Source organism: Rosistilla ulvae (assembly GCF_007741475.1).
In the GTDB taxonomy this organism is placed as follows: domain Bacteria; phylum Planctomycetota; class Planctomycetia; order Pirellulales; family Pirellulaceae; genus Rosistilla; species Rosistilla ulvae.
Window position 1 is genome coordinate 974,634 of record NZ_CP036261.1, and the last position, 23,936, is coordinate 998,569.

A 23,936-nucleotide genomic window follows, 5' to 3' on the forward strand; every position below is an offset into this window, starting at 1 on the left:
AGCAAACCTGAATTCTGGTAATTGGTAGAAGATCATCTAGATCCGTGTCGTTGACAGGATCCTAAAACGTTGTTGCGAGTGCAAGATATCGATGGTCAAGCCTTCGTCCGTTAGTACTGGTTAGCTAAACACGTTACCATGCTTACACATCCAGCCTATCAACCTGGTAGTCTTCCAGGGGACTCTCGTCACAAGTGACATACGAAACCTAATCTTGGGTCGGGCTTCACGCTTAGATGCTTTCAGCGTTTATCCGTTCCGAAGTTAGCTATCCAGCCGTGCCGCTAGCGCGACAACTGGTACACCAGAGCTTCGTCCAACCAAATCCTCTCGTACTAAAGTTGAACACCCTCAAGTTTCGAACGCCCACGGCAGATAGGGACCGACCTGTCTCACGACGGTCTGAACCCAGCTCACGTACCACTTTCATTGGCGAACAGCCAAACCCTTGGGAGCTTCTTCACCCCCAGGATGTGATGAGCCGACATCGAGGTGCCAAACCGCATCGCCGCTATGGACGCTCGGATGCGATAAGCCTGTTATCCCCGGAGTACCTTTTATCTGTTGAGCTATAACCCTTCCATACGGGATTACAGGATCACTAAGACCTACTTTCGTACCTGCTCGACTTATGGGTCTCGCAGTCAAGCACGCTTCTAACTTTACTCTCTTCGCCTGATTGCCGTCCAGGCTGAGCGTACCATTGCACTCCTCCGTTACTCTTTGGGAGGAGACCGCCCCAGTCAAACTGCCCAACTGACATTGTCCCTCGCTCTGATTCAAGAGTCGAGGTTAGAACTAAAGCATAACCAGGGTGGTATTTCAAGGACGGCTCCTCCGACACTAGCGTGCCGGTCTCATAGCCTCCCACCTATCCTACACAAATTATACCTCAGCCCAATATCAGCCTGCAGTAAAGGTTCACGGGGTCTTTCCGTCTAACCGCGGGTATGTGGCATCTTCACCACAACTACAATTTCACCGGGTCGGTGGTTGAGACAGTGCTCAAATCGTTACGCCTTTCATGCAGGTCGGAACTTACCCGACAAGGAACTTCGCTACCTTAGGACCCTCATAGTTAGGGCCGCCGTTTACTGGGGCTTCGGTCGCCAGCTTCTCCCCGAAGGGATAACCGTCTTCCTTAACCTACCAGCACCGGGCAGGCGTCAGTCTCTATACATCCACTTGCGTGTTAGCAGAGACCTGTGTTTTTGATAAACAGTCGTTAGAGCCGATTTTCTGTGGCCTACTTGCGTAGGCGCCCCTTATTGCGAACTTACGGGGCCATTTTGCAGAGTTCCTTAACCACCGTTCTCCCGAGCGCCTTAGACTACTCGTCTCGCCTACCTGTGTCAGTTTTAGTACGGTCACGTCGCTTCAAAGCTAGGAGCTTTTCTTGGACGTCCTTCCAGAGACTTCGAGAACTTAAACGCTCTCGGTCGACAACCTTGACTGGTGACGGGTGATTTAATCCCCATCGTCTCAGTTGCCTCCACGGACATTTCTAGTCGTACCGCTCTCATTCCGGACGCCGTCCCTCCATCGCTCCACGACATGGCATAGGAATATTGACCTATTCTCCATCGTCTACGCCTTTCGGCCTCGACTAAGGTGCCGGCTAACCCTGGGCGGATTTGCCTTCCCCAGGAAACCTTAGGCTTTCGGCGAGCAGGATTCTCACCTGCTTTATCGTTACTCATTCCGGCATAATCACCCGATGACCCCAACACCGCTCGTTACCGTACGGCTTGTATCTGATCATCGGCGCTCTCCTACCGCTTTAATCCGAAGATTAAAACCCGTTGCTTCGGTATAATACTTACTCCCGTTCATTATCGGCGCAGAAATGCTCGACCGGTAAGCTGTTACGCACTTTTTAAATGGTGGCTGCTTCTAAGCCAACATCCCGGCTGTCACGGCACTTCAACTTCCTTAGTGACTTAGTATTATTTAGGGACCTTAGCAGACGATCTGGGTTGTTTCCCTCTCGACCGCGGAGCTTATCCCCCGCGGACTGACTGCCGAGATAGTTTTACCGGTATTCGGAGTTTGGTTCAGTGAGGTACCCCGGGAAGGGCCCCCATCCGATTCAGTATCTCTACCCCCGGTAAATAGTGGCTCGACGCTATCCCTCAAGATATTTCGGAGAGAACGAGCTATCTGCTGGTTTGATTACACTTTCAGTCCTCCCCACAAGTCATCCCCTCGGTTTTCAACCCAAGTGGGTTCGGTCCTCCACGCAGTTTAACCCGCGCTTCAACCTGCTCATGGGTAGATCACACAGCTTTCGCGTCTGCAGCACACGACTAACGCCCTATTAAGACTTGGTTTCCCTCTGGCTACGTCCCGTAAAGACTTAACCTGCCGTATACCACAACTCGCCGGATCATTATGCAAAAGGCACGCCGTCACCCGTGGCTAGGCCATAGGGCTCCGACCGCTTGTAAGCACATGGTTTCAGGTTCACTTTCCTCCCCTAGAAGGGGTTCTTCTCATCATTCAGTCACCCTACTGATTCACTATCGGTCGTTAAGGAGTATTTAGCCTTACGAGATGGTCCTCGTCGATTCAACCGGGGTTTCACGTGACCCGGCCTACTCAGGTGCTTCTACCGTGAGACAATATTTTTGTGTACGGGACTGTCACCCTCTATGGTCGGTCTTTCCAAGCCGTTCCACTAACACGTCTCAATCAGATGTTGAAGTCCTACAACCCCGCGAGGGAAACCCTTGCGGTTTGGGCTATTCCGATTTCGCTCGCCGCTACTGACGGAATCGATTTTTCTTTCTCTTCCTCTGGTTACTTAGATGTTTCAGTTCACCAGGTTGGGTAGGGTATCCCGGGATCATAGTTTGTTTGTCAACTTCCCCAGGCTTTTCGCAGACTTCCACGCCCATTCTCTTAACGCCAAGACATCCCCCATGTGCCCTTAGTAGCTTGACCACCGAAATCTCGAACTCGCTAAACAGCACTCTCGAAAGAGTATTGTTTTCGCAAACACAAGGCTTCAGGGTATCTACCAACGATAAATATTTGCTGCTCTTGTGATACCATGCTTGCAACGAGCTCTAACGTGAGGTTCGTTACTTGCAGTGGTATCAACGCTTCAGAAAAACATTTTCAGTGACTATGTTAACTAACTTAAAAAGGATTTAAGTCAGCAGCATAGAACTGTGGTGTTCTATTAGATGCCTTCTACCAATCAACCAAAATGTCAAAGATCGGACGCACTTAAGTCTAGCAAGTGCGTTTAATTGTTTCTGATTGCCATTCGGAGCTGACAGTTGTCAGGTGTTTCGTTTGGCGTGTCAGGTGAGTCGAAAGTTTACAGTTGGTGGCGTTTGTCGTCAACAGCTGTTTTAAGTTTTCAACAAGTTTTGTTTTTTCAACGTTTGTTGTTTTGGCAACAAGTTGTTGAAAAGGTTATCAGTCGGCTGGTGTTTTAGCAACAGTCGTTTGAAGTTTCCAGTGGAGGTGAACGGACTTGAACCGATGACCCCCTGCGTGCAAAGCAGGTGCTCTCCCAACTGAGCTACACCCCCTGGATCTTTGCGAGGCGGAATTAGAATCGATGTCGCGGTTTAGTGCAAGGCCTGATTCAAATTTTTTCGTCTCGCTGAAGTTGTTTCGGCATTCGAGTGGTGAAAGCTTTAACAATTCAGTGGGTGTACCAAGATTCGAACTTGGGACCTCATCGTTATCAGCGATGCGCTCTAACCAACTGAGCTATACACCCTCGAAGCCGTGTGAGCGGCCAAGGTTGGCCGGTCACAGTCGCTTCAACGATCCAAAGTTTACGCAGTCAGAGGCCGCTGTCAAACGGGCTTCGCCTCAAATTTGAAAAATGGAACACAAGTTGCTTCGTGTTCGTCTTTCAAACTCGATGCTGTAAGTATCGGGTGGTCGGTGGGCTGAACTTGAATCGACATTCCCCTGAAGTCGTAATTCTCTGTAAATTCTTGGGATAGAGCTCACCCATGTACCGTGCGACCAATAGAAGGAATCGCCATGTTTAAGAGATGTGTTGAAAGGACGGCAGCGTCGCTGATCGGCTTATGTTTTTTTGCCGGGAGCTCGGTCGCTGCTGACCCCAGTGCGAAGGACGCTTTAAGTGATGCGATCTCTCCCGTTCAGAAGGATGTGGATTATTCGCGGGTCAAGGCGGACGAGATCGCCGATTGTCGGGTGCAAAGCACCAAAGAGCCCGGCTGGGCGGGGTGGTACGTGCTCAGTCCCGCCGGCGACAAATTGCGGCGGTTCGCTGATACCAACAATGACAAGCAGATCGATCTGTGGTGCTACTATCTCGGTGGCGTCGAGGTCTATCGCGACATCGACTCGGACTTTAATGGCAAAGCAGACCAGTATCGCTGGCTCGGAACAGCCGGTTCGCGTTGGGGAATCGATGCGGACGAAGACGGTTCGGTCGATTCTTGGAAGGCAATTTCGGCTGAAGAAGCGACGCAGGAATTGGTGCGAGCGATCGCGGCGAAAGATTCCCAGCGGTTTGAACGGCTGTTGCTGAGTTCGGCAGAGCTTTCGCAGTTGGAGTTGCCCAAGGAATTGAGCGGCCGGTTGGGAAGAAAGCTTGGCGATGCAAAGTCGGGCTTCCAGGCTTTTGCCAAGAAACAGACTTCGATCGGCTCGGAGGCAAAGTGGCAGCACTTTATTGCCTCCCAGCCCGGCGCGGTCACCAGCGTGGTCAGCAATGACGCCGATCAGGATCTCCTGGTCTATGAAAACGTCGTTGCGATGTACGAAGCCGGGGCCGCGGGCAAAGGTGGACAGTTATATGTAGGGACCTTGGTCCGTGTGGGGAACGCTTGGCGCGTGATCGATGTGCCCCAGTTGCTGGACAATAACGAAGGTGTTGCCCACGGGGCTGGCTTCTTTTTCTCGGCACCTGGTACGGTTCCAAGTCTGCCGGCGGAGAATTCGCCCGCCAACGAGAGCATGCAGAAATTGGTTGCTCAAATGGAATCGATCGAGGAGAAGTTGCGTGGCGCGACCTCGGCCGCAGCCAAAGCAGGTCTGCATGAGGAGCAGGCAAAGGTTCTGGAATCGTTGATCTCCAGCGCCCGGGATGCCAATGAGTCCGCGATGTGGGTTCGGCAGATGACCGAAACGATCAGTGCGGCGATCCATGGCGGCGAATACGCCGAAGGTTTGGGGCGGCTCGATCGCCTGCGACGCTCGATCCCCGTTTCGAACAAGGATCTGGCCGCGTTTGTCACCTTTGAGTACATCAACGCCGACTATGGTTTGAAGCTGCAGAAGCCCGAAGCCGATTTCGCCAAGATCCAAGAGGAGAAGATCAAGGCGTTGACCGATTTCGTCGCCGAGTATCCAACCGCGGACGAATCGGCCAAGGCGATGATGGATCTGGCGCTCAGCAAGGAGTTCGAAAACGAAGACAAAGCCGCTCTCGCTTGGTATGGCAAAGTGATTGCCAATTTTGCTTCGTCCCCCGAGGCTCAGAAGGCGCAGGGTGCGATTCGTCGACTCGATGCGATCGGCAACACGCTGCCGCTGAAAGGGACGACGATCGATGGCCGTGCTTTTGATTTGAGTCGTTATCGTGGTCGTCCTGTCGTGATCCATTATTGGGCCACGTGGTGCGAGACTTGCAAACAGGACATGAAGCTGTATCGCAAGTTGCAGGCGCAATATGCCAGCGAGAACGTGGAGTTTATCGGGATCAATGTCGATACCGTCAAAACTTCGGCTCAGGACTACCTTCGCGAAAACGCATCGGTCGTGAACTGGCCGCAGTTGTTCGACGAAGGGGGGCTCGAATCGAGCCCGTTGGCGAACATCTTGGGAGTCCAAACGTTGCCAACGACCATCGTGATCGACAAGCAGGGCAAAATTGCCAAAACAAATGTGATCGCGACCGAATTGGAAGACGAAATCAAGAGTATCGTTCGGTAATCGGATACTTGACCAGTAGCCCCAAGTTTTCTAGCTTAGTCGACCGAAGGAGTGCTTGGTGTGGACGCGATCGACACCAAGCGACGTCCTTTGCGAATAAGTTTGAGCTGCGGCAGATTTGCTGCAGCTCGATCAACTGCCCGATGGTGTAATTGGCAACACAGTGGATTCTGGTTCCATCATTCTAGGTTCAAGTCCTAGTCGGGCAACTTTCTAAGCCTTCCGAAGCAATTCGGGAGGCTTTTTTTATGGGGTTTTCGCTGTCTTGCCGCGGATCGGATTCCTTCAAGCCGCTCCGTAAGCAGCGTCGATGGCGGATTGGCAACTTGTTTGTCGCAGTTTCCGGCGAAGCATTTGGGAGCTCAAGCGGTCGGCTTGCTTGGTTGCCAGGGGAAACGATCCCCAGCTCGTGGTGTGCTCCCCAGAAACTGTTCCATGAGTTATGAGAGTGTACCGGCCAATGGTGGCCCAGGAGAGACTCTTGAAATGACGAACGCACGAAAACGGCGTAGGCCGGAACAGATTGTGAAGGCACTTGCCGAAGGCGAAGCCATGCTGGCAGCCGGTAATTCCGCTGCTGAGGTGTATCAGAAACTTGGCGATGTCGAATCGACTTGGATGCGATGGAAGAAACAGTTTGGTGGCATGAAGTCGGATGAGGCCAAGCGGCTGCGCGAACTTGAAGTTGAAAACCAGAGGCTTAAGGAGTTGCTGGCCGAAGCGGAACTCGACAAGAAGATGCTGAAGATGATCGCAGAGGGGAACTTCTAAGCCCGATGCGCCGGCGCGAAGCAGCGTGCAAGTTGCAGGACTGCTTTGGCGTCTCGGAGCGTCGGGCTTGCAGGACGCTTGACCAACCACGCAGCAGCCAGCGGTACGAAGCAAAGGCCAACGAAGAGGAACCACGGCTAATTGGTCGGATACTCGAGCTCGTTGGTGAATCTCCCCGCTACGGCTATCGACGAATCACACGCATTCTTCGACAGGAAGGCTGGCGTGTGAATTTCAAACGCATTCACCGGCTCTGGAAACAGGAAGGACTTAAAGTGCCCGTAAAAAAAAAGTGAAAAAACGACGTTTGGGCAGTTCGGAGGGTGGCATCATTCGCCGCGTGGCGGAGCGTCCCAATCACGTTTGGTCGATCGACTTCATTTTTGATCGAACTGAGAATGGTCTCTCACTGAAGATTCTCTCACTGATTGATGAGTTCACTCGGGAATGCATTGCCTTGGAGGTTGGCCGCAAGTGTACCGGCGACGACTTGGTGCAATTGCTCAGCGAGTTGTTTGTGATCCGTGGCGTGCCATCATTCATTCGCAGCGACAACGGCCCTGAGTTTATCAACAAGTCGGTGCGATCATTCTTAGACTTCATCGAGGTGGGAACTTCGTACATCGAGCCAGGTAGCCCGTGGCAAAACGGATATGTCGAAAGCTTCCACAGCCGGCTTCGAGATGAGTGCTTGGCCAGTGAGCTGTTCGGCAATCTCTTAGAGGCCCGCACGATCATTAAGGCTTGGCGTCAGACTTACAACCATCGACGTCCGCACAGCGGGCTTGATGGCCTCACACCAGCGGAGTTTGCCTCGCAGTGGGCTGCTTCCGCTTCGGTCGCTGCGCTCCCTTCGCGGAAGCAGCCCACTGCGAGTTCTATTACTTAACCCCTACTCTCATAACACTGGATCAGAAATTGGGGGCATTCCACCGGTAGGGATTCTTCTCCGGGAAACGTTTGCTTCCTCTTAAGGGGCACAACTGGTTTGCGTCGTTCAAATTAAGATTGGTGCGAGCAATAATCGTTGTTGCGGTCGTTGGATGCTGGGGCACAAAAGGTCGGTGACGTTGCTTCGCTCAACGCCCTGGTGCCAGGCTGTCCCTGGGAGCCGGAATCAATTATTTGAAACGTTCCTTTTCGGTGGCGATACCGTTTTGTCCTTCGCGGACGCGTGGATTGAAACGCGAGTGCTTCCTTCTTGCCATCTCCAGCACGCGATTCGGATCGACAATGAGGTCACTATTTCCAGCTGACCCGAGCAAGTGCTAGTTAAAGTCGCTGTGGCAGACGACGTGTCGAGGCGGTGGTCGATAGACTTACGTGGATCTGGCAAATCGGAGTGGTCATGACGCATTCTGGACGCGAGGGCGGCGACGCTGCTTTTCGCAAACCTCGATGAGCCGCATTGGTGCGTGAAATAAATCGAACAACGGACTGCCTTGCCCGCTGGATATTCGCCAGACACCAATGCTCGTCGCAGAGTGCTTCATTCTCGAACCGTTGCCTTCACTCGAATCGAAACGCCCACAAAGAGGTAGTTGAAGCCAATTTGTGTCAGTCCTGATCACCAGTCAGCGTCTCGGGTTCAATGAGAAGCCATTGTTCTTCGTCGTTGTCGTCCTTGCTTTCGGTAACTGTCGGTGGTGGAAGGATGGCAAAGGGGGCTTCGCCCACGGCCGATCCACGATTCAAGAAATTCAAGACACGCAATGCGTCGAGTGGCGCAAGCAAGCCGTCGCCTGTCGTATCGTAGAACTTCAACGGATGAGGATTGACTGTCGATGGGTCGATTAAGACGGAGCTTTGCGCAACCAGAACGGATCGGCGGGCCAGTTCGTTCAGGATCACCAGTGCATCCAGAGGCGTAACCGTTCCCGAAGCGTTGACGTCATTTCGATTTAAGGGATTCGTCCAGCCAGCACCATGAATCTTTAGTGTCGCCGATCCGCTGGTGGCGATTGTGCCGAAGACCCCATCGACAACTTCCGTTGCCGTCACCGAGAACCCATCGTTGTTGGTATCCAGGCGATCGTCTGGATCCATTAAAATCGTCAACTCATCGTCGGCGATTGCCATGCTTAGCACATTGGATCGACTGAGCGACAACCGATTCGCTCCCTCGCCACGAATATCGATTGTTTCGAAGCCGCCAATGGCATCGTTGGCTAGCAGCGTTAGGTCGATGTCTTGGTTCTCACCTGTCAGATTCAGGCGGTCATTTCCATCGGCACCATCACTGCGGATCGTGCCTGCAAAGATCGCATCGACATTCGACAGGTTGATCGTATCGTCCCCATCGGTGCCGACGATGTTTGCGGTGCGAACCTTGTTGCCCGGCGCTTTGAACAGGTCGATCGCACCACGGCGGAATACGATGTCAGAACCTTCGTTGGTAATATCGATGGTGCCTGCCGTTGGAGGCTCGATGGAAATATCGGCACCGCCGGCTGCATCGCCATCGAGGATCGTCGCGATATAATCTTCGACTTCACCATCGGAGGCCGCGCCGGTAGGTGCCAGCCCGCCTGTAGAACTGAGCCGAAAACGAGCACCTGTATCACCTGCCGATACGCCAGCCGGAACCGTGAAGCTGAACAAGTTTTGACCGGCGACAACATTGCGAGCGATGAAGATCTGCTCCCCCGAATCGTTCCAGTCTCCATCTTGATTGAAGTCGATCCAGGCATCCAGCTTGCCAACGGCGGATGCTGTCACGCTGAAGCTGCTGGTCGTGGAAGACCCTGTGACGGCAACCATATCAGCAACGACAAAGACCCCATCCTCGTCCGCTGAACCGTTGTTGTCGTCTCCATCGGAATTCAGGCTGGGCAATCCGTTGGCTTCCGCATCGACACCGCTGCCAAGGAACAACAACCCGACCGAGTGCCGTGCGCCGTTTTGTGCTAGTGTCACTGGATAATCCGCGGCGAAGCCCGATTGAGCGGCTGTGGGTGCATCGCCGAAGTCGAGCTCAGCGACATTGGCATTGATGACCGCAATCGTTTGCACCGGCACGTTGGCAAAGGCAGCATGCGATTGCCCTGCATTGACGCTGAATGAAACGTCCACCGATTGGTCGCCATCGTTTTGATCGTCGTCGACACCGACAACGGTCACGGTTTTCGGAATGTTCCAATTCGTCGGCGTGAACGTCACCGATTGCGTTTCGACGGCAACCTCGCGGGGATTGGCGGATGCAATGTCAATAATAACCGATCCACTGGGCTGCCCGTTTAATGTGATCGTCAGTGTATCGCGCCCGCCTGCTTCGGTTGTGCGCGAGAACCCGTCGGATTCGACGACGGTAAAGCCAGCCACCTCGTTGTCGATCGCTTCAATTGTGACAAACTGTTTCGCGAGATTACTGAACGCGACATCCGATTTCTGTTGATCGATCGACACGCCAAACGAAACCTCACGCGTGCCATCGACGCGCGCATCATCGACCGGATCGATGCGCACCGTTTGCGGTTGATTCCAGTTGAAGGGAGTGAAGATAAATTCCTGGAAGATGGCTTCGGCTTCGAACTCGCTGCGAGCCAAAGGAGCTCCCGCTTCGCCACTGGCACCGTTTTTATCGCTTGCCGAATTGATCGCGCTTCGCTCGACACGGATCGTTACCGATTTGGCCGGTGGTGCGTCAAGGACTACGCCAAACGAAGCACTTGCGCCCCCTTCGGTGACCGATGACGAAGGACCTTCCAAAACGCGGAAACCAGGCTCGGGACCAACTTCTACCGAACCGATATCTGTCGCGTCGCCCGCTTTGCGGCTGAAGCCGCGTTGGTCGCTAGACGGTATGCCAACCGCAGCACCAAACTGGCTCGATGCGTGTCGCGTGATCTCTTGTTGACTTAACGCATGATCGTAAATGATCACTTCGTCGATGACACCATCGTATTGAATGAAGGTGTTGGCGTCCCGTTTGGCACCGATCACAACTCCACCACCCGTTCCAACCGCGGGATAATCGATGGGCCCGGTCAACGGCACGGAGACGGCTTCGTGGGAAGCGATGTACAGTTTTGCATTGGCGCCGTCGTAAGTCGCCGTCACGTGCGTCCAGATGTCATTCTCAAACACGGAGTTCGTGTTGTCGGCAACAACGCGTACCGTTCCATCGGTCGTTGTCACTCGGAATTCGATGCCGTTTTGGAATTGTGACAGCGCCCATCCCGCTTCGGAACCAAGGTCATCGATACCGGCGGAAATGATCGATCCGCCATCGTCAAAGGCGCGGGCATTGAATATCCACGCTTCGATGCTGAACGCTTCGGCGGGCAAGACGTCTGCGGCCGGATCGCCACTGGGCGTCACTTCGATGAATCCGGCTGAAGTCTCGTTGATGCTGCCAGCACCGAATTCAATTGCCGTATCGAAACTTCGACCTACCACGCCAGCGGGGACTCCTTTCGAAAAGTCTTCGAAGTTCGCGTCCTGACCGATGTACAAGCCATCGAGGCCACCAACGGTTGCGATAGCCGTCTGTTCACCAAGTTGTTCGGCCAGACGCCACCAGTGTTGTGGTTCGCTGGCGTTGACCGAATCTTCCCAAATTGTAATGCGTGAAGCCGCATCGATCAGTGGACTTCCCGCCAGCGGAAGGTGCGTTGGCAGACTGCCGCCATTGATTTGCAGCGAGCCGAGCATCGGATCTAGTGGCGCTTCGGCAGTCCCCACGCGATTGCCGTTGATACCGTCGTCGATCATCGTATCGAACAAGGCGTCCGAACCGATGAAATTGTTCAAGCTTGCGGGGCTGAAGACACCACCAATATCTTCGAATAGCGATTCATCGAATTCTAGCGAGTTTGGGTTGTCGGAGATGAAGTTGCCAGCAACGACACTGTTCGTCAGCAAAATTTCATTTGCGCCGCGGGCTGCAAATCCGTTGGCAATACCAGCACCGACTCCACCGCCTGGCAACGAATTACCGGTGATCGTGGATCGATCGATCGCAAGTGCTCCACCCAGAACTGCGATCGCTCCGCCAGAACCTAATCCAACAGCTCGGGTGCGGTTCCCCGAGATCGTTGATCCCGAGATGAACATCCTTGTGCCGAAGTGTTGAATCGCACCGCCAAAGGATGTGGCGGAATTATTACTGATCGTCGAGTCAATAATGTAGACGTCGGATTGTGAGCCATTTGCGATAGCGCCGCCATTACCATCCGCGTTATTGTTGTTCAACCAGGTTCGTTCAATTCGCAAAGCACCATTGTTATCAATCGCAGCACCGCCCATGAATGAATTTGGAGCGGTTGCTCCGTTGATCAGAGCAAGGTCTTGCAATGTAACGGAAACATCTTCAGCGATCGTCATGATCTGCTGGACATTGTTGCCGCTGATGATTGTCTTGTCGGCGCCGAGACCTGCGAGCGTGACTTCACCAGCAGGCACCAACGGTCCTTCGGTCAAGATCAGTTCAACGCCTGCAAGTGCAGGATCGAACGTGACGATCGATGCCACGCCTGCGTTGCCTGCCAGTTGCAACGCCTCGCGAAGGCTGACGTCTCCCGCGGTAACATTGCCATCGTCCTCGTCCGTCGCAAGATCGACCACAAAGTTCTTGGGTAGGACATCGATCACGATTTCGTTGCCGGAAAATTCGTAATCTGCCGATGCGAATCCAGTCACCGTGACGGTTGTTTCACCGACCTCGCCGAGCACATCGAAATCCAATTTCAACAAATCGGCTAGCGTTGCTCCATTGGTCGGCCAAACACCTTGATCCTTGGTCCAGATGACATTGATCATGCGATCGGTGGCACCATTGTCGTCAGGATTCGTTTCGAACATATCACCAACGACCAGCAGCCCGTCGGCTAGCAGATCGCGTTGCCCCGTAAAGGACAATCGTGAACTGTCATAATGAATCAATAGGTGCAACGAATTGGGCAGCGCTTCGGACGGGTCCAGGACAGCATAGGACACATCAAGGCTGATCGTGTCCAATGCCTCCACTTGCGTCACTTGGGGCGTGACGGTGACCGCTTGCGTGGGGGTGAATTCTTCCGACGTCGCGACGATCAGTTCGCCTTCGGCATTCGTGCCGGCTAGGTTCTGAAAGATCGGCGGCGCGATTGCCGGTGCGGCGGCCTGTGGCGGCCCATTAATGTTCGAGATCTTGAGCAAGACACCAAATTGTGAGTAGACGTTGAACGTGAATGAATTCCCTTGGACCGTCAGTTGTTGATCGGCAAGCTGGACCCAACCGGGACCCTTGTCGACTAAGTCATCGGCATCCGCCATGACGATCAATGCTGTGTTTCCTTCCGCATCACGGGCACTATTGTCATGGATCGAACCACCGTCCAAGAACAGCGTGTTCGATCCCCCTTCGCGAATATCAACGACCTCGACATCGAGGATTTGATACGCTTCAAAGTCCGTGATATCGACAAACACGCCATCGCCAATGATCTTCAAAACATCGCCAGTTCCCGTTTCACCATTGGGATCAAAATCGCCTGCGAATCCGATGGTTGGAAAGACAGCGCCCGCTCGATGGTCGACAACCAGTGTGTCGCCAAAGTCCTCTGATCCTGAGAACGTCGCACTGCGTAAACTGGCTAGCGGAAAGGAGTCGCCCGACGGAACAAGCCCCAATACATCTTCAGCCCGCTGCGAACGTAATCGTTCGGTTTGTGGAGCGGCGTTGCCGATGGTCGATGTCACGACCGGATCAGTTCCATTTCGAACAATCTTGAATGTTGTTGGTGCCGTGGCGGTTTCGCTGGCAAAGATCTGATCCGGCACCACACTCGTTAAGCGATCCCCTATCGACAAGCCATCGATGGTAGGAGCGGATGAGTCGGGACCGGCGAATCGGAATCCGATCCGTTGGGTGATCGCTTGGGCGTTATTCAATAAGGTGGAACTGATCGAAGGATCGACCAAATCGCGCGCGTACAGCAGGAATTGAGTCACCGGTTGTGGGAAGACAAACCCGGCGTCCATCGAAAACGCAAACCACTGATTCGTTGCGGGGACAAACACGTCATAGTCTGCGAATTCATCGAACTGATCGCATCCCAGACAGTTTTCGTCGACACCCACGATGCCCGGATCTTCATGGAAAAACAGCTCGCCATCGCCAGCGTTCGTGTCGAATTCAAGTTCCGTGAAGGTGTGACCTGCGGACGCTTCGAACTGATATCCCAACCGATCTGGCAGCTCCAGCCAGATTGATTCATCGACCCCCAATTGTCCTTGGGTGGTCTCCAAGGCAACGCGGTCGCGTCCGCTGTTGTTGGGGCCCGTAAGATCTCGCAGTTGGCCAGCGGGAATATCGCCACTGACCAGCGAGGTTCCGGCACGCGTTGGTGTTAGATCGGCGGACTTCGACAGTTCATAGCGAATATCTGGATCCGCTGCATCGATCAAATAAGCGGTTTCATAGCTGACCGTTTCACCAAACGTTGCGGGCGTCAGGCGAAATCCAGAATTGCCGACGGTATTAAATCGAATCGGGTTGAATGGCGATGATCCGTCGACAGCGCCGGGTTGAACCTTGAAAGCACCCTCGAAGCCGAGGAATCCAGCCTCTTCACCCAAGTACTGCTCAACCGAATCGAAATCGACGTCACCCAAAGTATCGCGGAACCCATCGATGAAGTTCATGATTTCCACGGGATCGGTTCTTGTGGCTCCAACACCCAGCGCACCTGCGATCAACGCGTTGCCTTGAAATCCGCCCATCGAACGCTGAATCAAGACTCCATCAAACTCGGCTTCCAAGAACCCATTGCCATCCACATCCAATCGGGATTGTGCCGCTGTCAATTCGCCTTCGGCCTGCAATCGGGTTAGCGGCCCTATCAGTGCAGCGGCCGGTTCACCGAGCAACGTTACAAAGTACGCTTCGATCGTTGCTGCGTCGGTACGCGTTGCGTCTTTTCCAATCACATTTTCGATCAACGCATCGCCACGCAAGCCCTGCAAGTATCGAACGATCAGTTGCCCATCGCTGCTAGCCAGTACGACCCCATTGCCATCGATATCGATCGCCCCGTCGTTGGCAATGAACTCGAGGTTCGATTGCTCGATCGCTGCGTCGTTAAATCCTTCGGTTCTCAAGAACTCTGCCAGCGCGTTAGGATTTGAGATCGCAATCGAATCGATCGGTGTCGCCGACAGCGTTACCGATGACGATGGGTTTTGCACTTGCAAGACAACCAACGCGAATTTGCCATCGTTGATCAAGTCGGCTTTACCGATGTTCGACAAACCGATGGAGGTTGCCGGGGCGAAAGATTCCAAACGCCCCGACTCCAGTTCCAACGCAGTTCCATCGGCATCGCCCAGCAAGCCATTCTGGAATACCCCGATCGAATTGATCTGGTTTTCCGTGACACGGATCTGCAGTTCCGTCACAAATTCGTTCAAGCGTTCCAGTGGAACGGCGACGTAGACGAGGCCATCAGGCGAAATGTCCTGAGCCAGGACGGTGGTTGCTGTGTCGCTCAGGAACAACGGCGTGTCGATCGATTGCCCGGAACCGGCCTCCCCAGCGGCAGCCGTAAATTTTTCAAGCATCAACTTGGGAACGCTCCCTTGGCCAGCAGGCAACTGGAACTCAACCGACTTCGCGTCGCGAGTGAACGTTGTGTCGAAGATCGAACCGAGTTCGACATCGACGATGTCGTGCTCGTGCCGAATCAATGGGCCGATTGTTGGCAAGCTATTGCCAAACAACGTGAAGCCTAGCTTCAGCGCTTCAAGTACTCCATCGACGTCGATATCAAGTCCAATGTCATTGGAAATACTCGCCCCGAGTTGAAGCGCGGGGGTGACTTCCAAATCCTCTGCGAACTCGCCGCCTGAAACTGGCAGGATCTTGATCGTGTCGCCCGGCGTGAATGAGAAAACCTCCGTCGTCGTGAAGATTCCATCACCACTAGGCGAGGTTGCGCGTTGCCCGTTCACCTCAACAAGCACATCTTGATTGAACGCAAAAGATGCTGTGTCGCGCCAGATCGGTTTTGCCGAAATATCTTGGTTGATCTTCAGTTTGGGTTCGATGTTGTAGGAGATCGTTGTTAACGAGGCCGATAGGAAACTTCCCAAGCCGATGTTGAATTCACCTGCGGGAATCCCCACCATCGGTCCGATCACGCCGGCGATATCGACACTCAGCTTGGCAAGCTGTCGATCCGCCTCGGCGTCGGATCCTGCCAGAAAGTCGTCGGTTGTTGCCGACAACTCAAAACTGTTCTCTGCCGATTCTGGTTTGTCATCGACCAACCGAATGTCGGGCAGTGTCAGCGCCATGGATCCAACGCGTTTCCCCAAAATGCCGGCCGGTTCGTTAACGGTTAACGTAACCTCGCCCCCGAGCTGTCCGTCGGTTTGTCCGAAATCAACGCCGATCAGCGACTTGGCGCTGATTTTACTCTTGGACGAAGTCGTTTTTGAACTATCGTCAGCAGCAGCTTTTGCAGTGGCTGCGGCGGTATCGGCGGCTACAATTCGTCCCTTTGCCGCGTTGCGTTCCGCAGAAGTCTTGGCATTCTTGAGATCAGTCTCTGCTTTCTTCTTGTCGATCTCTGCCTTGGTCGCGTCGTTCTGATGCCCCTTGATTTCATTGACAAGATCGTCGGCGATATTGAAATTGTCTTTGATGCTTGTGCCGATGTATGCAATGTTGCCGTCCAATTCGGGTACGAAGTTCCCTTCGCCAACCTCTTTGAAGACAACATAACCGTCATCGTCAACGACGGGTTTATTGACCGAGAACAGAGGAACCGATTGGTCTATATTTATCGGGGGCAGTGCGCTCTCGAAACAGCTCTCTCTGATGACGGAGATGCATCCTTTGCCTTCGAAATTTAAATCCATCTCCATGATCAGATCGGCGTACGCACCAAATGTTGGCGAAATCGTGTATAGCAGGCCGTCGTCGATGTTCAGTTCGGTGCCAACAATGTAGCCTCCGGTCGCCTGATCTCGGACGATACTGTAGTCGACGTTTCCGTCGTAGCTGAGATCGACCGAGCCAGCATTGACATAGTATCCGTACTCGATACCAAAACGTCCGCTCACGCCATACGTTACCTCGGCACTCACAATTCCGAAGTCTTTACCGAACGAACGTTGGCCGGTATCGAATTCAAATCCAAGGAACTCGGGTTCCGACAGTCGGCCGCCACTGGCTTGTTCCTGGGCAGACTGAGGAGACAGGTTAAAGCCGGCTCCAAAGATGAAAGCATCTGCACTGGAGAACTGGCTGCTTTGGTCGGACCATTTGAAATCGGTCGAACTGAGTATGACGTTCGCTTCAAACGCACCGATGTCCGCCGCCGATCCAGTCCCCGTACCGGTTCGTTTTTCGCCCCGTTGATCGGTCAGGTATCTTGTGGCCGCACGCGCGTCGTTGGGATCGGTTCCCCGCACCGATGCATTGTTGAGTGCCGGACTTGTGGGTGCCAGTCCATGCGACACGGTTGCCCCACCATTGAAGGCTCGCGCCAAGACGCCGTGATCGCTGCTACCGGTCACTCGATTGATCAATGGTTCGGTCGCGGGATCGGGGGCCCCTGGCGCGGAATCAAACCAGGTCTGTTGGTCCACAGGAAGCGAACTGAGGTCGTTGTGCGATTCGATCAGATTGGAAACTGGTCGATAATCCATCGCACCGATCGTCAGATCGAAACCAGGAAGAATCGAAACGTCGGCGTTGTCGACCAAAATCGATCGATCCAATCGAAACGCGCCTGTTGACGAAAACAAGCCTCCCTGGACGTCTGCGGCTGTGTTGCCAACAATCGACGAATGAACAATCTCGACATAGAGCTGCTGTTTCGTTGCCGGATCGATCACGATTCCACCAATGTCGCTCCTCGCGTGATTCCCCGAAACCGTCGTGTTGCCGATTGTCACCAGCGCCAATTCGGAGCCATCGGTCGAATTCAGAGGCGACAAAATGAAGATGCCTCCACCATCGTCTGCCGTATTGTCGACGATTGCCGAAGATTCGACGCGAGTCCGCGTGTTGACGCCAGGACGGATGGCGATACCACCACCAAAATTTTCGATGTTGGCAAGTGACGACTGCGATGCAATGTTGGCTCCAACCGTGGTTGTTTGCATCTTCAGGTCGGCCCTGTCAATGAACAGACCGCCTGCGCCGGTGTGGCCTGTGTTGGACATGATTTGCGAATCTTGAACGTCCAACAGTCCAGCAAAGACATACGCACCACCCCCGGAGTTGTCGCTGGCGTTCTCGCTGATCGCCGAATCAACAAACTTCGCTTTGGCCGAAGCACCACTAAGAATCAATCCACCGCCATTGGCTCGTGCATTGTTAAGCAAAATGGATGAATCGATTACGTCGGCTTGACCGAACACCGCCATTCCACCACCGCTGCCCGCAGTCGCTGTGTTGAGTTGAAATTTTGATGACGTGACAGTCGTCGTCGCACCGGTGCCGACAAACAGACCGCCGCCGGTGCGTCCCGCGGTATTGAGGATCAGTGTCGAGTTCGCAAGCTCCAGATTCGTATCGGCGGCCGCGTTGGAATAGATCCCGGCACCATCGTTGCGAGATTCATTGGATCGAAACTCCGACGTCGCCACCGACGCAAGCCCGCCGGTGTGCCAGATCGCTCCGCCATCTTCCGCTTCGTTGGTATAAAACACACCTTGCTTAACACTCAGGATGCCCTGCGCAAAAATCGCGCCACCATCGCCCACCCGTGCGAGGTTATCCTCCATTCGCGTCGACTCGACAGTGACCGAACCCAAGCTGCGGATCGCACCACCATCTCCCGCGTCGGCACTGTTGTTTCTGAACAGGCTGTTTTCAACCTTCAACGTGCCGGCTGCCAACACGTCGATCGCACCACCAGCATTGGCGCTGCTGTTGATGATCGCCACATCATCAAGATTCAAGGTGCCAGCAACCGTAAAGGCACCGCCGGAATCGGAGCGTCCATTGGTGAACGTCAGGTCGGAAATCGAAACGTTCACACCGCCTGCGATATTGAAAAAGGAGGTCGAATTGTCTCCGGAAACATGTATCGCATCTCGACCTGGCCCACGTATGCTCAAGTCGTCTGTGATGGAAATCTCGCCGCCCGGCAGCCGCAGCGTCTCGAAGATCGAGATCCCAAGCTGGGTAAACGGAAACACGTCAGCCGAAAAAACAATCGAATCGGCGCCGCTTCCCGCCTCGGCATCGCCCACCGCCGCGTCGTCGTTTGCCGCAGTAATCGCTTCACGCAGACTTATCAATCCATCCTCGGCAACAATGTCTTCCAGCGTGGTTACGGTGTAAGCGGTCAGCAATCGACGCGGTTCAAATGCTTCGACCAACAGTCGACGACGACGGCTTGCAAGGTTGGATCGGATTCGCTTTTCGGAAGTCTTGCGGAACAGGAAATTTCGAGGACGCATCGAATGGTTCTTTCTTTATTGTTCAGTGTTCGCCAAGAATCGATTGCAAGAGGAACAGATCGATGGGACGCCTCGCCTTTGCATTGGGCGGCAGGTGGGAAATACCACAGGGGGGCGGGGCTATGCTTAACGCGGCCAGAAAGGCTTGGCACGCTTCATCAAAATGCAATTGCTTCATTCCCGACCGCACAGTGCATAGATATTACTGTGTGGGGGGGCGCAACCTACGTGTGAACTTGGACTAACCCTGAAGAACTACCCAAACTCTTTCGGGATAGATCGGCATTTGTTCACATATCGAATAGTTGGGCGTGCGATTTGTGCACATGTGCATCGAGGTGTGGGGACGGCATTTCAGCGTGAAGATCTTGCAACTGTAGGGTGAAGCAGTGTTTCAATTTGAGGTGTCAGCCAGCACGTGATGGCGTGGCACGGCTACTTCGCCGGTTCACAAACACTTGCTAACCCTGCGCATCGGGCGTCGCGGTCTGTTGCGGTCGCTAGCGACGTAGTATCTTGGCTCGAATGCTTGGAGAGATGAGTCCGGCAAGGGGTATTTGTTGGCCGAGCCAAGGCGCAAGCGAGGTGCATTTATGTCGGGCGATCAGATCTTTGTAGGATCGGTGACAATCCTGCTTTCCATCGCCACGTTGCTCGCTGCGTTGGGGTATTTGCCTGGTGCGGACAAGCTGGGCGTGGCGAGCAAGGTTCACCGACGCTATGGCGCTCGTGGAGTGCGCCTTTTTTATTGGGGGGCGACGGTTTTGCTGCTGGCCCTTGCGGTAGCGATCCTTCGCGACGCGCGGCCGTCGTTTGCTGTTCCCGATTCGGATCGCAACGAACTGTCGGCCGACGGTGCTTCATCGCCCTGAGACGCCGCGACCATTATCGGTCGCGGCATTGGCATTCGCTCTAGTGCACATCGATAGCAATGTGCGGACGGCTGATAGAGCAGCCCTGTCCTGAGGAAGCTGTTTAGTGAAGTTGTCGCACTTGGCTCATCGCTTGGTGCATCACGTCTTGAGCTTTCACGCTGTAGGATTCGGGCGATTGGAAGAACCGCTTCAGTGAGTCCTCGCTGGTGAAGAAGTACAGCTGGCCTTGGTGGTGCAGGCCGAATTCACGGTTGCCTTCGAGTTGTTCTTGGTTTTCAAAGAACCGTACGACGTCCATGCCTCCCAGGGCCGGAGTGTATTTCTCCGGGTCGGCGAGGAATTTGGTTTGAGCCTGATCGCTGCTGAACAGGTACAGTTTGCCAAGGTGGATCGCACCGAATTGCTTGTCGCCGCTGACCCAGCGAGTTTCCTCCAAGATTGCGACGGGGCAATAGCCGTCCATTGCCAGCGGAGGTGCCGCCGACGGGCTTGGTGTCGTTGCAGCCGCTTGGCTCGCAGGTTCTGGAGTTGGGTTGGTGGCAAATTCGTTAGCTGCGATCGATGCGGCCCCACCATCATTCTGGTGAATCGGTTTCGACGGCGGCATCGAGATCGCGGCGGAGACCGGAGTCACTGGCGGCGCTTGCAGTGGTGAATGGCTGGGCAGTTGGAACTGGTTCGACGGCGCGTTGGCGGCGACGTTTCCGGCTGCCGATGGGGGCAATGCATATCCGCCACCGGCTGGTGGGGCGTTGCCTGCAACGGCTTGTTGCGGTTGGCCCGCCGGGGCGGCTGCCGTCGGCGGTGTCGCAGGCATTTGGGCTGCGATCGCGGGCGATTGCAGCGCCGCTTGTGCCGGGGCTTGTTGTTGCTGTGCGATGTTCGCGGCAGGAGCTCCGATCGGGTGGCCCCCCTTGGTCGCGGCTTCTTGCAGCATGGTGATGTACTGCAGCGGAGCTTGGGGGCTGACGCTGTGGGAGTGGACTGCGCCGGAGGCGTCGACGACGACATCGGTCGGGAATCGATTGACCTTAAAGTATTCGGCAAGCTTCTTGTTTTTGCTGGCGTTGATCTTCACGGGCACGTAGGCCTGTTGGATCACGGCGGCAACGTCGGGGCTTTGGAACGCCCCCGCTTCCAGGCGGTCGCACCAGACGCAGTTGTCGCTTTCGAAGTGGACAAGCAATAGCTTCCCCTCGGCTTGCGCTTGCTGGTGGGCGACCTTGAGGTCGGCGTTCCAAGGAATCTCCGCTCGGACAGTGGCGGCGAATACAAACAGAGCAGTTAACAACAATGCGATACGCATCGCGATCCCTCGCTTTTCGTCACCTTCTTGTGATTCAGGAACAGTCCTGAATGAGAGATTGCCGGAACAATCGATCGTTCACGCGAGGTGACATTGGGTGTGGTTCGGCGAAGCACAACACAACGACTCGTTGTGGATATTCCGACGCCATGATGGGTATTCGGCGGTGCCGATTGAACTTCTTGAACGAAAAGTATCAATTATGCCGAATGTGCCGCCACACCAATCTCGAGATGAATTGGGGCGTTGAGATCGATAAGAAGTGGTTAGAAGCGGAGCGGACAGGATTCGAACCTGCGGATCCAGTTGCCCGGATCACCGATTTAGCAAACCGGCGCTTTCGACCACTCAGCCACCGCTCCTACTAACCAATGCTGAAACTTTGTATCGGATGATCGCCGTTTCATCAGTCGCGTAATTCTTGCGAATCTGTCCACTTTATGCAACCCATCTGTGGCCGATCTTGGTTCGCAAATTCGCAATTCGTTTTTCGGCACATCTTCACGCACGTTCGCGGCGGGAATGCGAGTCGAAATGGGGGCGATCGGTTCGGCGCAATGGCCCCGCGTCGGCGCTGCAGCGAGCTGTCGTTTGGTGCTGAAAAGTTGTCGCGCGCCGGCGCGGTGGAACCCCCGAATTTACCCAACCCCGATAAGCGGCGGTGCTGGCGGAGGATTGCTGAACTTTTTTGATGATCGGTTGCAGGATCGTCTACCTGCTGTTCGATCTGTTCTTATCGCGGGAAGCCCCCAACGTTTCATGGATGAAATGGCAAAACCGAGTCTGTCTTGAACAGGCGTTGCTTTTAATCCCTGGAAATTCTGTGCGATCTTTATTGGCTTCACTGTTTGTCTTGTCGCTAGGCATCCTGGCGGCACTTCCATTTCGCAAAACAAGCCACGAAGAGCTTGAGCCACCACCGTTAGAGCGGTCTCAGGTCGCGTCGTTGATTTCGCCGCTTGAGGAGATTGATGTCGATGCCGGCGATCTGTCGGGGTTGAACCTTTCCGAGGTGGCTTATGCCGCCGACGGACTCACGCCGCGAACGGATTCCGGCAGCGAAACCGCAGCGTTTCCGGAACTTCCTCAGTCCCGACGCCCGTTTGCCGAAGCGTTGGTGCAACCGACGGCGTTGATCCCCGATGCCACTCGGAACGCAAGTCCCGATCCGATGGACATCGCCAACCGCTCGAAGGATTGGAACATCGATCTGCCGTTGAAGTACGTGCAGCCGCAGACCGGATTGCAGGTCGAAGAGATTGCCAGGCAGCCGTTGGCAACGCCAGCCGAAGCGACCCGCGGGTCGCTGTCATGGAATGGTTCGCCCACGCCAAACGGCAACGGCCCCGCGGCAACCGGGATGCGAATCCATCAAGCGGGTTCGCGACAGTTCGGTGAAGCGGCGGCAGCGGCCGGCAGCGGAGCGTCGGTCGAACCGACGCCGAATTACCAAGCTTCCCCGCCGCCGCAGCCGCGGGCTCGCAAACGGTTCTTCGTTTATGAGCCGGCGGGTTGAGAAGAGATCGATTCTTGGAAGCGATCGAATAGATAGTGGCTGTCGTGGGGACCCGACGAAGCCTCGGGGTGGTATTGGACGCTAAACGCATCGTGTTGGCGGTGCCGAACGCCCGCAACGGTATCGTCGTTCAGATTCATGTGGGTCACTTCCAAGCAGTCGGGCAGCGACGATTGCTCGATCGCAAAGCCATGGTTCTGCGTGGTGATTTCGATCTTCCCGGTGGTTAGATCCAAGACCGGTTGATTGACTCCACGATGCCCAAACTTCAACTTGAACGCTTTCGCGCCACATGCCAGCGACAGCAATTGGTGTCCCAGGCAGATTCCGAAGATCGGTTTCTTGCCGATCAGCTGGCGAATCGTTTGTTGCGCGTACTCGAGCGGTTCGGGATCGCCAGGGCCGTTGGACAAAAAGATTCCGTCGGGTTCCATGCCCAAAATTTCGTCGGCGGTGGTCGAACCGGGGACGATGGTCACGCGATTGCCGCGGGAATGCAAGTGTCGCGGGATGTTCCATTTCATGCCAAAGTCGAGGCAGACGATATGGGCACCCGAATCGGGGGTCGAAGCGTCGGTCCATTCGTCCAAGCGAACCGACCAGGTTTCGACCGATTTCGGCATCACTTCGCAGACCAGGTCGCGGCCGACCAGTCCAGGAGAAGCCTTCGCCTTGGCAACCAAGCTGGCATCGTCCAGATCGGTCGTCGACAGAATTCCCTTCATCGCTCCGAGATCTCGGATGCGGCGGACCAAAGCCCGGGTGTCGATCTCGGCGATCGCGACGACGCCATGTTTTTGCAGATATTCGGTTAGGCCGCCTTGAGCGCGATAGTTGCTGTAGACGCGGCTCGATTCGCGGATCACAAATCCCGACAACCGAGGCTCCTGATGTTCGCGGTCGTCATCGTTGATCCCGTAATTGCCGATCTCGGGACTGGTCATCGTGACGATCTGGCCGCGGTAGCTTGGGTCGGTCAAGATTTCTTGATACCCGGTCATTGCGGTGTTGAAGACGACTTCGCCATCGACTTCGCCCGCCGCACCGACCGAAATGCCGGTGTAGACAGTGCCATCTTCCAGTGCCAGTTTTGCAGGGGCTCGCGTGTTCATAAAGCTTGCTTGGGGGTGATGTTTTG

9 protein-coding genes, 4 tRNA genes and 1 rRNA gene are annotated in these 23,936 nt (G+C 54.7%); 7 read left to right on the forward strand and 7 right to left on the reverse strand.

Annotation, left to right across the window (positions count from 1 at the left end):
* Positions 1-91: 91 nt before the first annotated feature.
* The 3 genes from EC9_RS03590 to EC9_RS03600 form a co-directional block, all read right to left on the reverse strand.
* Positions 92-2,943 (reverse strand): 23S ribosomal RNA (locus tag EC9_RS03590).
* Positions 2,944-3,469: 526 nt separating this feature from the next.
* Positions 3,470-3,542, reverse strand: a tRNA-Ala gene (locus EC9_RS03595).
* 120 nt (positions 3,543-3,662) lie between these two features.
* Positions 3,663-3,736: transfer RNA gene (locus EC9_RS03600), tRNA-Ile, on the reverse strand.
* A gap of 272 nt (positions 3,737-4,008) precedes the next feature.
* Here EC9_RS03600 and EC9_RS03605 point away from each other — a divergent pair.
* From EC9_RS03605 to EC9_RS03625, 5 genes are all read left to right on the forward strand, one after another.
* A complete protein-coding gene (locus EC9_RS03605; protein WP_145342443.1) occupies positions 4,009-5,931 on the forward strand; it encodes a TlpA disulfide reductase family protein in 1,923 nt (640 codons plus the stop codon).
* Between the two features lie 137 nt (positions 5,932-6,068).
* Positions 6,069-6,140 (forward strand) — tRNA-Gln (locus EC9_RS03610).
* A 277-nt stretch (positions 6,141-6,417) separates the two neighbouring features.
* The gene (locus EC9_RS03615) at positions 6,418-6,702 is read left to right on the forward strand and encodes a transposase (RefSeq protein ID WP_218934564.1); all 285 of its coding nucleotides are present in this window, start codon (positions 6,418-6,420) and stop codon (positions 6,700-6,702) included.
* A 5-nt stretch (positions 6,703-6,707) separates the two neighbouring features.
* On the forward strand, positions 6,708-6,998 hold the full coding sequence (locus tag EC9_RS27270; protein WP_145342447.1) for an IS3 family transposase: 291 nt from the start codon (positions 6,708-6,710) through the stop codon (positions 6,996-6,998).
* Positions 6,995-7,591 carry an IS3 family transposase gene (locus tag EC9_RS03625; protein WP_145342449.1) on the forward strand — a complete coding sequence of 199 codons (597 nt, stop codon included), beginning with the start codon at positions 6,995-6,997 and terminating at the stop codon, positions 7,589-7,591. Before EC9_RS27270 ends, EC9_RS03625 begins: the two co-directional genes overlap by 4 nt.
* A gap of 668 nt (positions 7,592-8,259) precedes the next feature.
* On the opposite strand, the gene EC9_RS03630 is transcribed toward EC9_RS03625, so the two are convergent.
* Positions 8,260-19,101 (reverse strand): choice-of-anchor Q domain-containing protein, encoded by a 10,842-nt coding sequence (locus tag EC9_RS03630; protein ID WP_145342451.1) that lies wholly within the window; start codon positions 19,099-19,101, stop codon positions 8,260-8,262.
* 593 nt (positions 19,102-19,694) lie between these two features.
* On the opposite strand from EC9_RS03630, the gene EC9_RS03635 reads away from it, so the two are divergent.
* A complete protein-coding gene (locus EC9_RS03635; protein ID WP_145342453.1) occupies positions 19,695-19,973 on the forward strand; it encodes a hypothetical protein in 279 nt (92 codons plus the stop codon).
* Positions 19,974-20,076: 103 nt separating this feature from the next.
* Here the strand turns inward: EC9_RS03635 and EC9_RS03640 are convergent, their stop codons facing one another.
* Together EC9_RS03640 and EC9_RS03645 are read right to left on the reverse strand one after the other, a co-directional pair.
* On the reverse strand, positions 20,077-21,282 hold the full coding sequence (locus EC9_RS03640) for a thioredoxin family protein (protein ID WP_145342455.1): 1,206 nt from the start codon (positions 21,280-21,282) through the stop codon (positions 20,077-20,079).
* Between the two features lie 273 nt (positions 21,283-21,555).
* Positions 21,556-21,644: transfer RNA gene (locus EC9_RS03645), tRNA-Ser, on the reverse strand.
* A 461-nt stretch (positions 21,645-22,105) separates the two neighbouring features.
* On the opposite strand from EC9_RS03645, the gene EC9_RS03650 reads away from it, so the two are divergent.
* On the forward strand, positions 22,106-22,798 hold the full coding sequence (locus EC9_RS03650; RefSeq protein ID WP_145342458.1) for a hypothetical protein: 693 nt from the start codon (positions 22,106-22,108) through the stop codon (positions 22,796-22,798).
* Here EC9_RS03650 and carA read toward each other — a convergent pair.
* The gene (gene carA / locus EC9_RS03655; RefSeq protein ID WP_145342460.1) at positions 22,780-23,910 is read right to left on the reverse strand and encodes a glutamine-hydrolyzing carbamoyl-phosphate synthase small subunit; all 1,131 of its coding nucleotides are present in this window, start codon (positions 23,908-23,910) and stop codon (positions 22,780-22,782) included. The two genes, EC9_RS03650 and carA, sit on opposite strands and share 19 nt — an antisense overlap.
* Between the last annotated feature and the right edge of the window lie 26 nt (positions 23,911-23,936).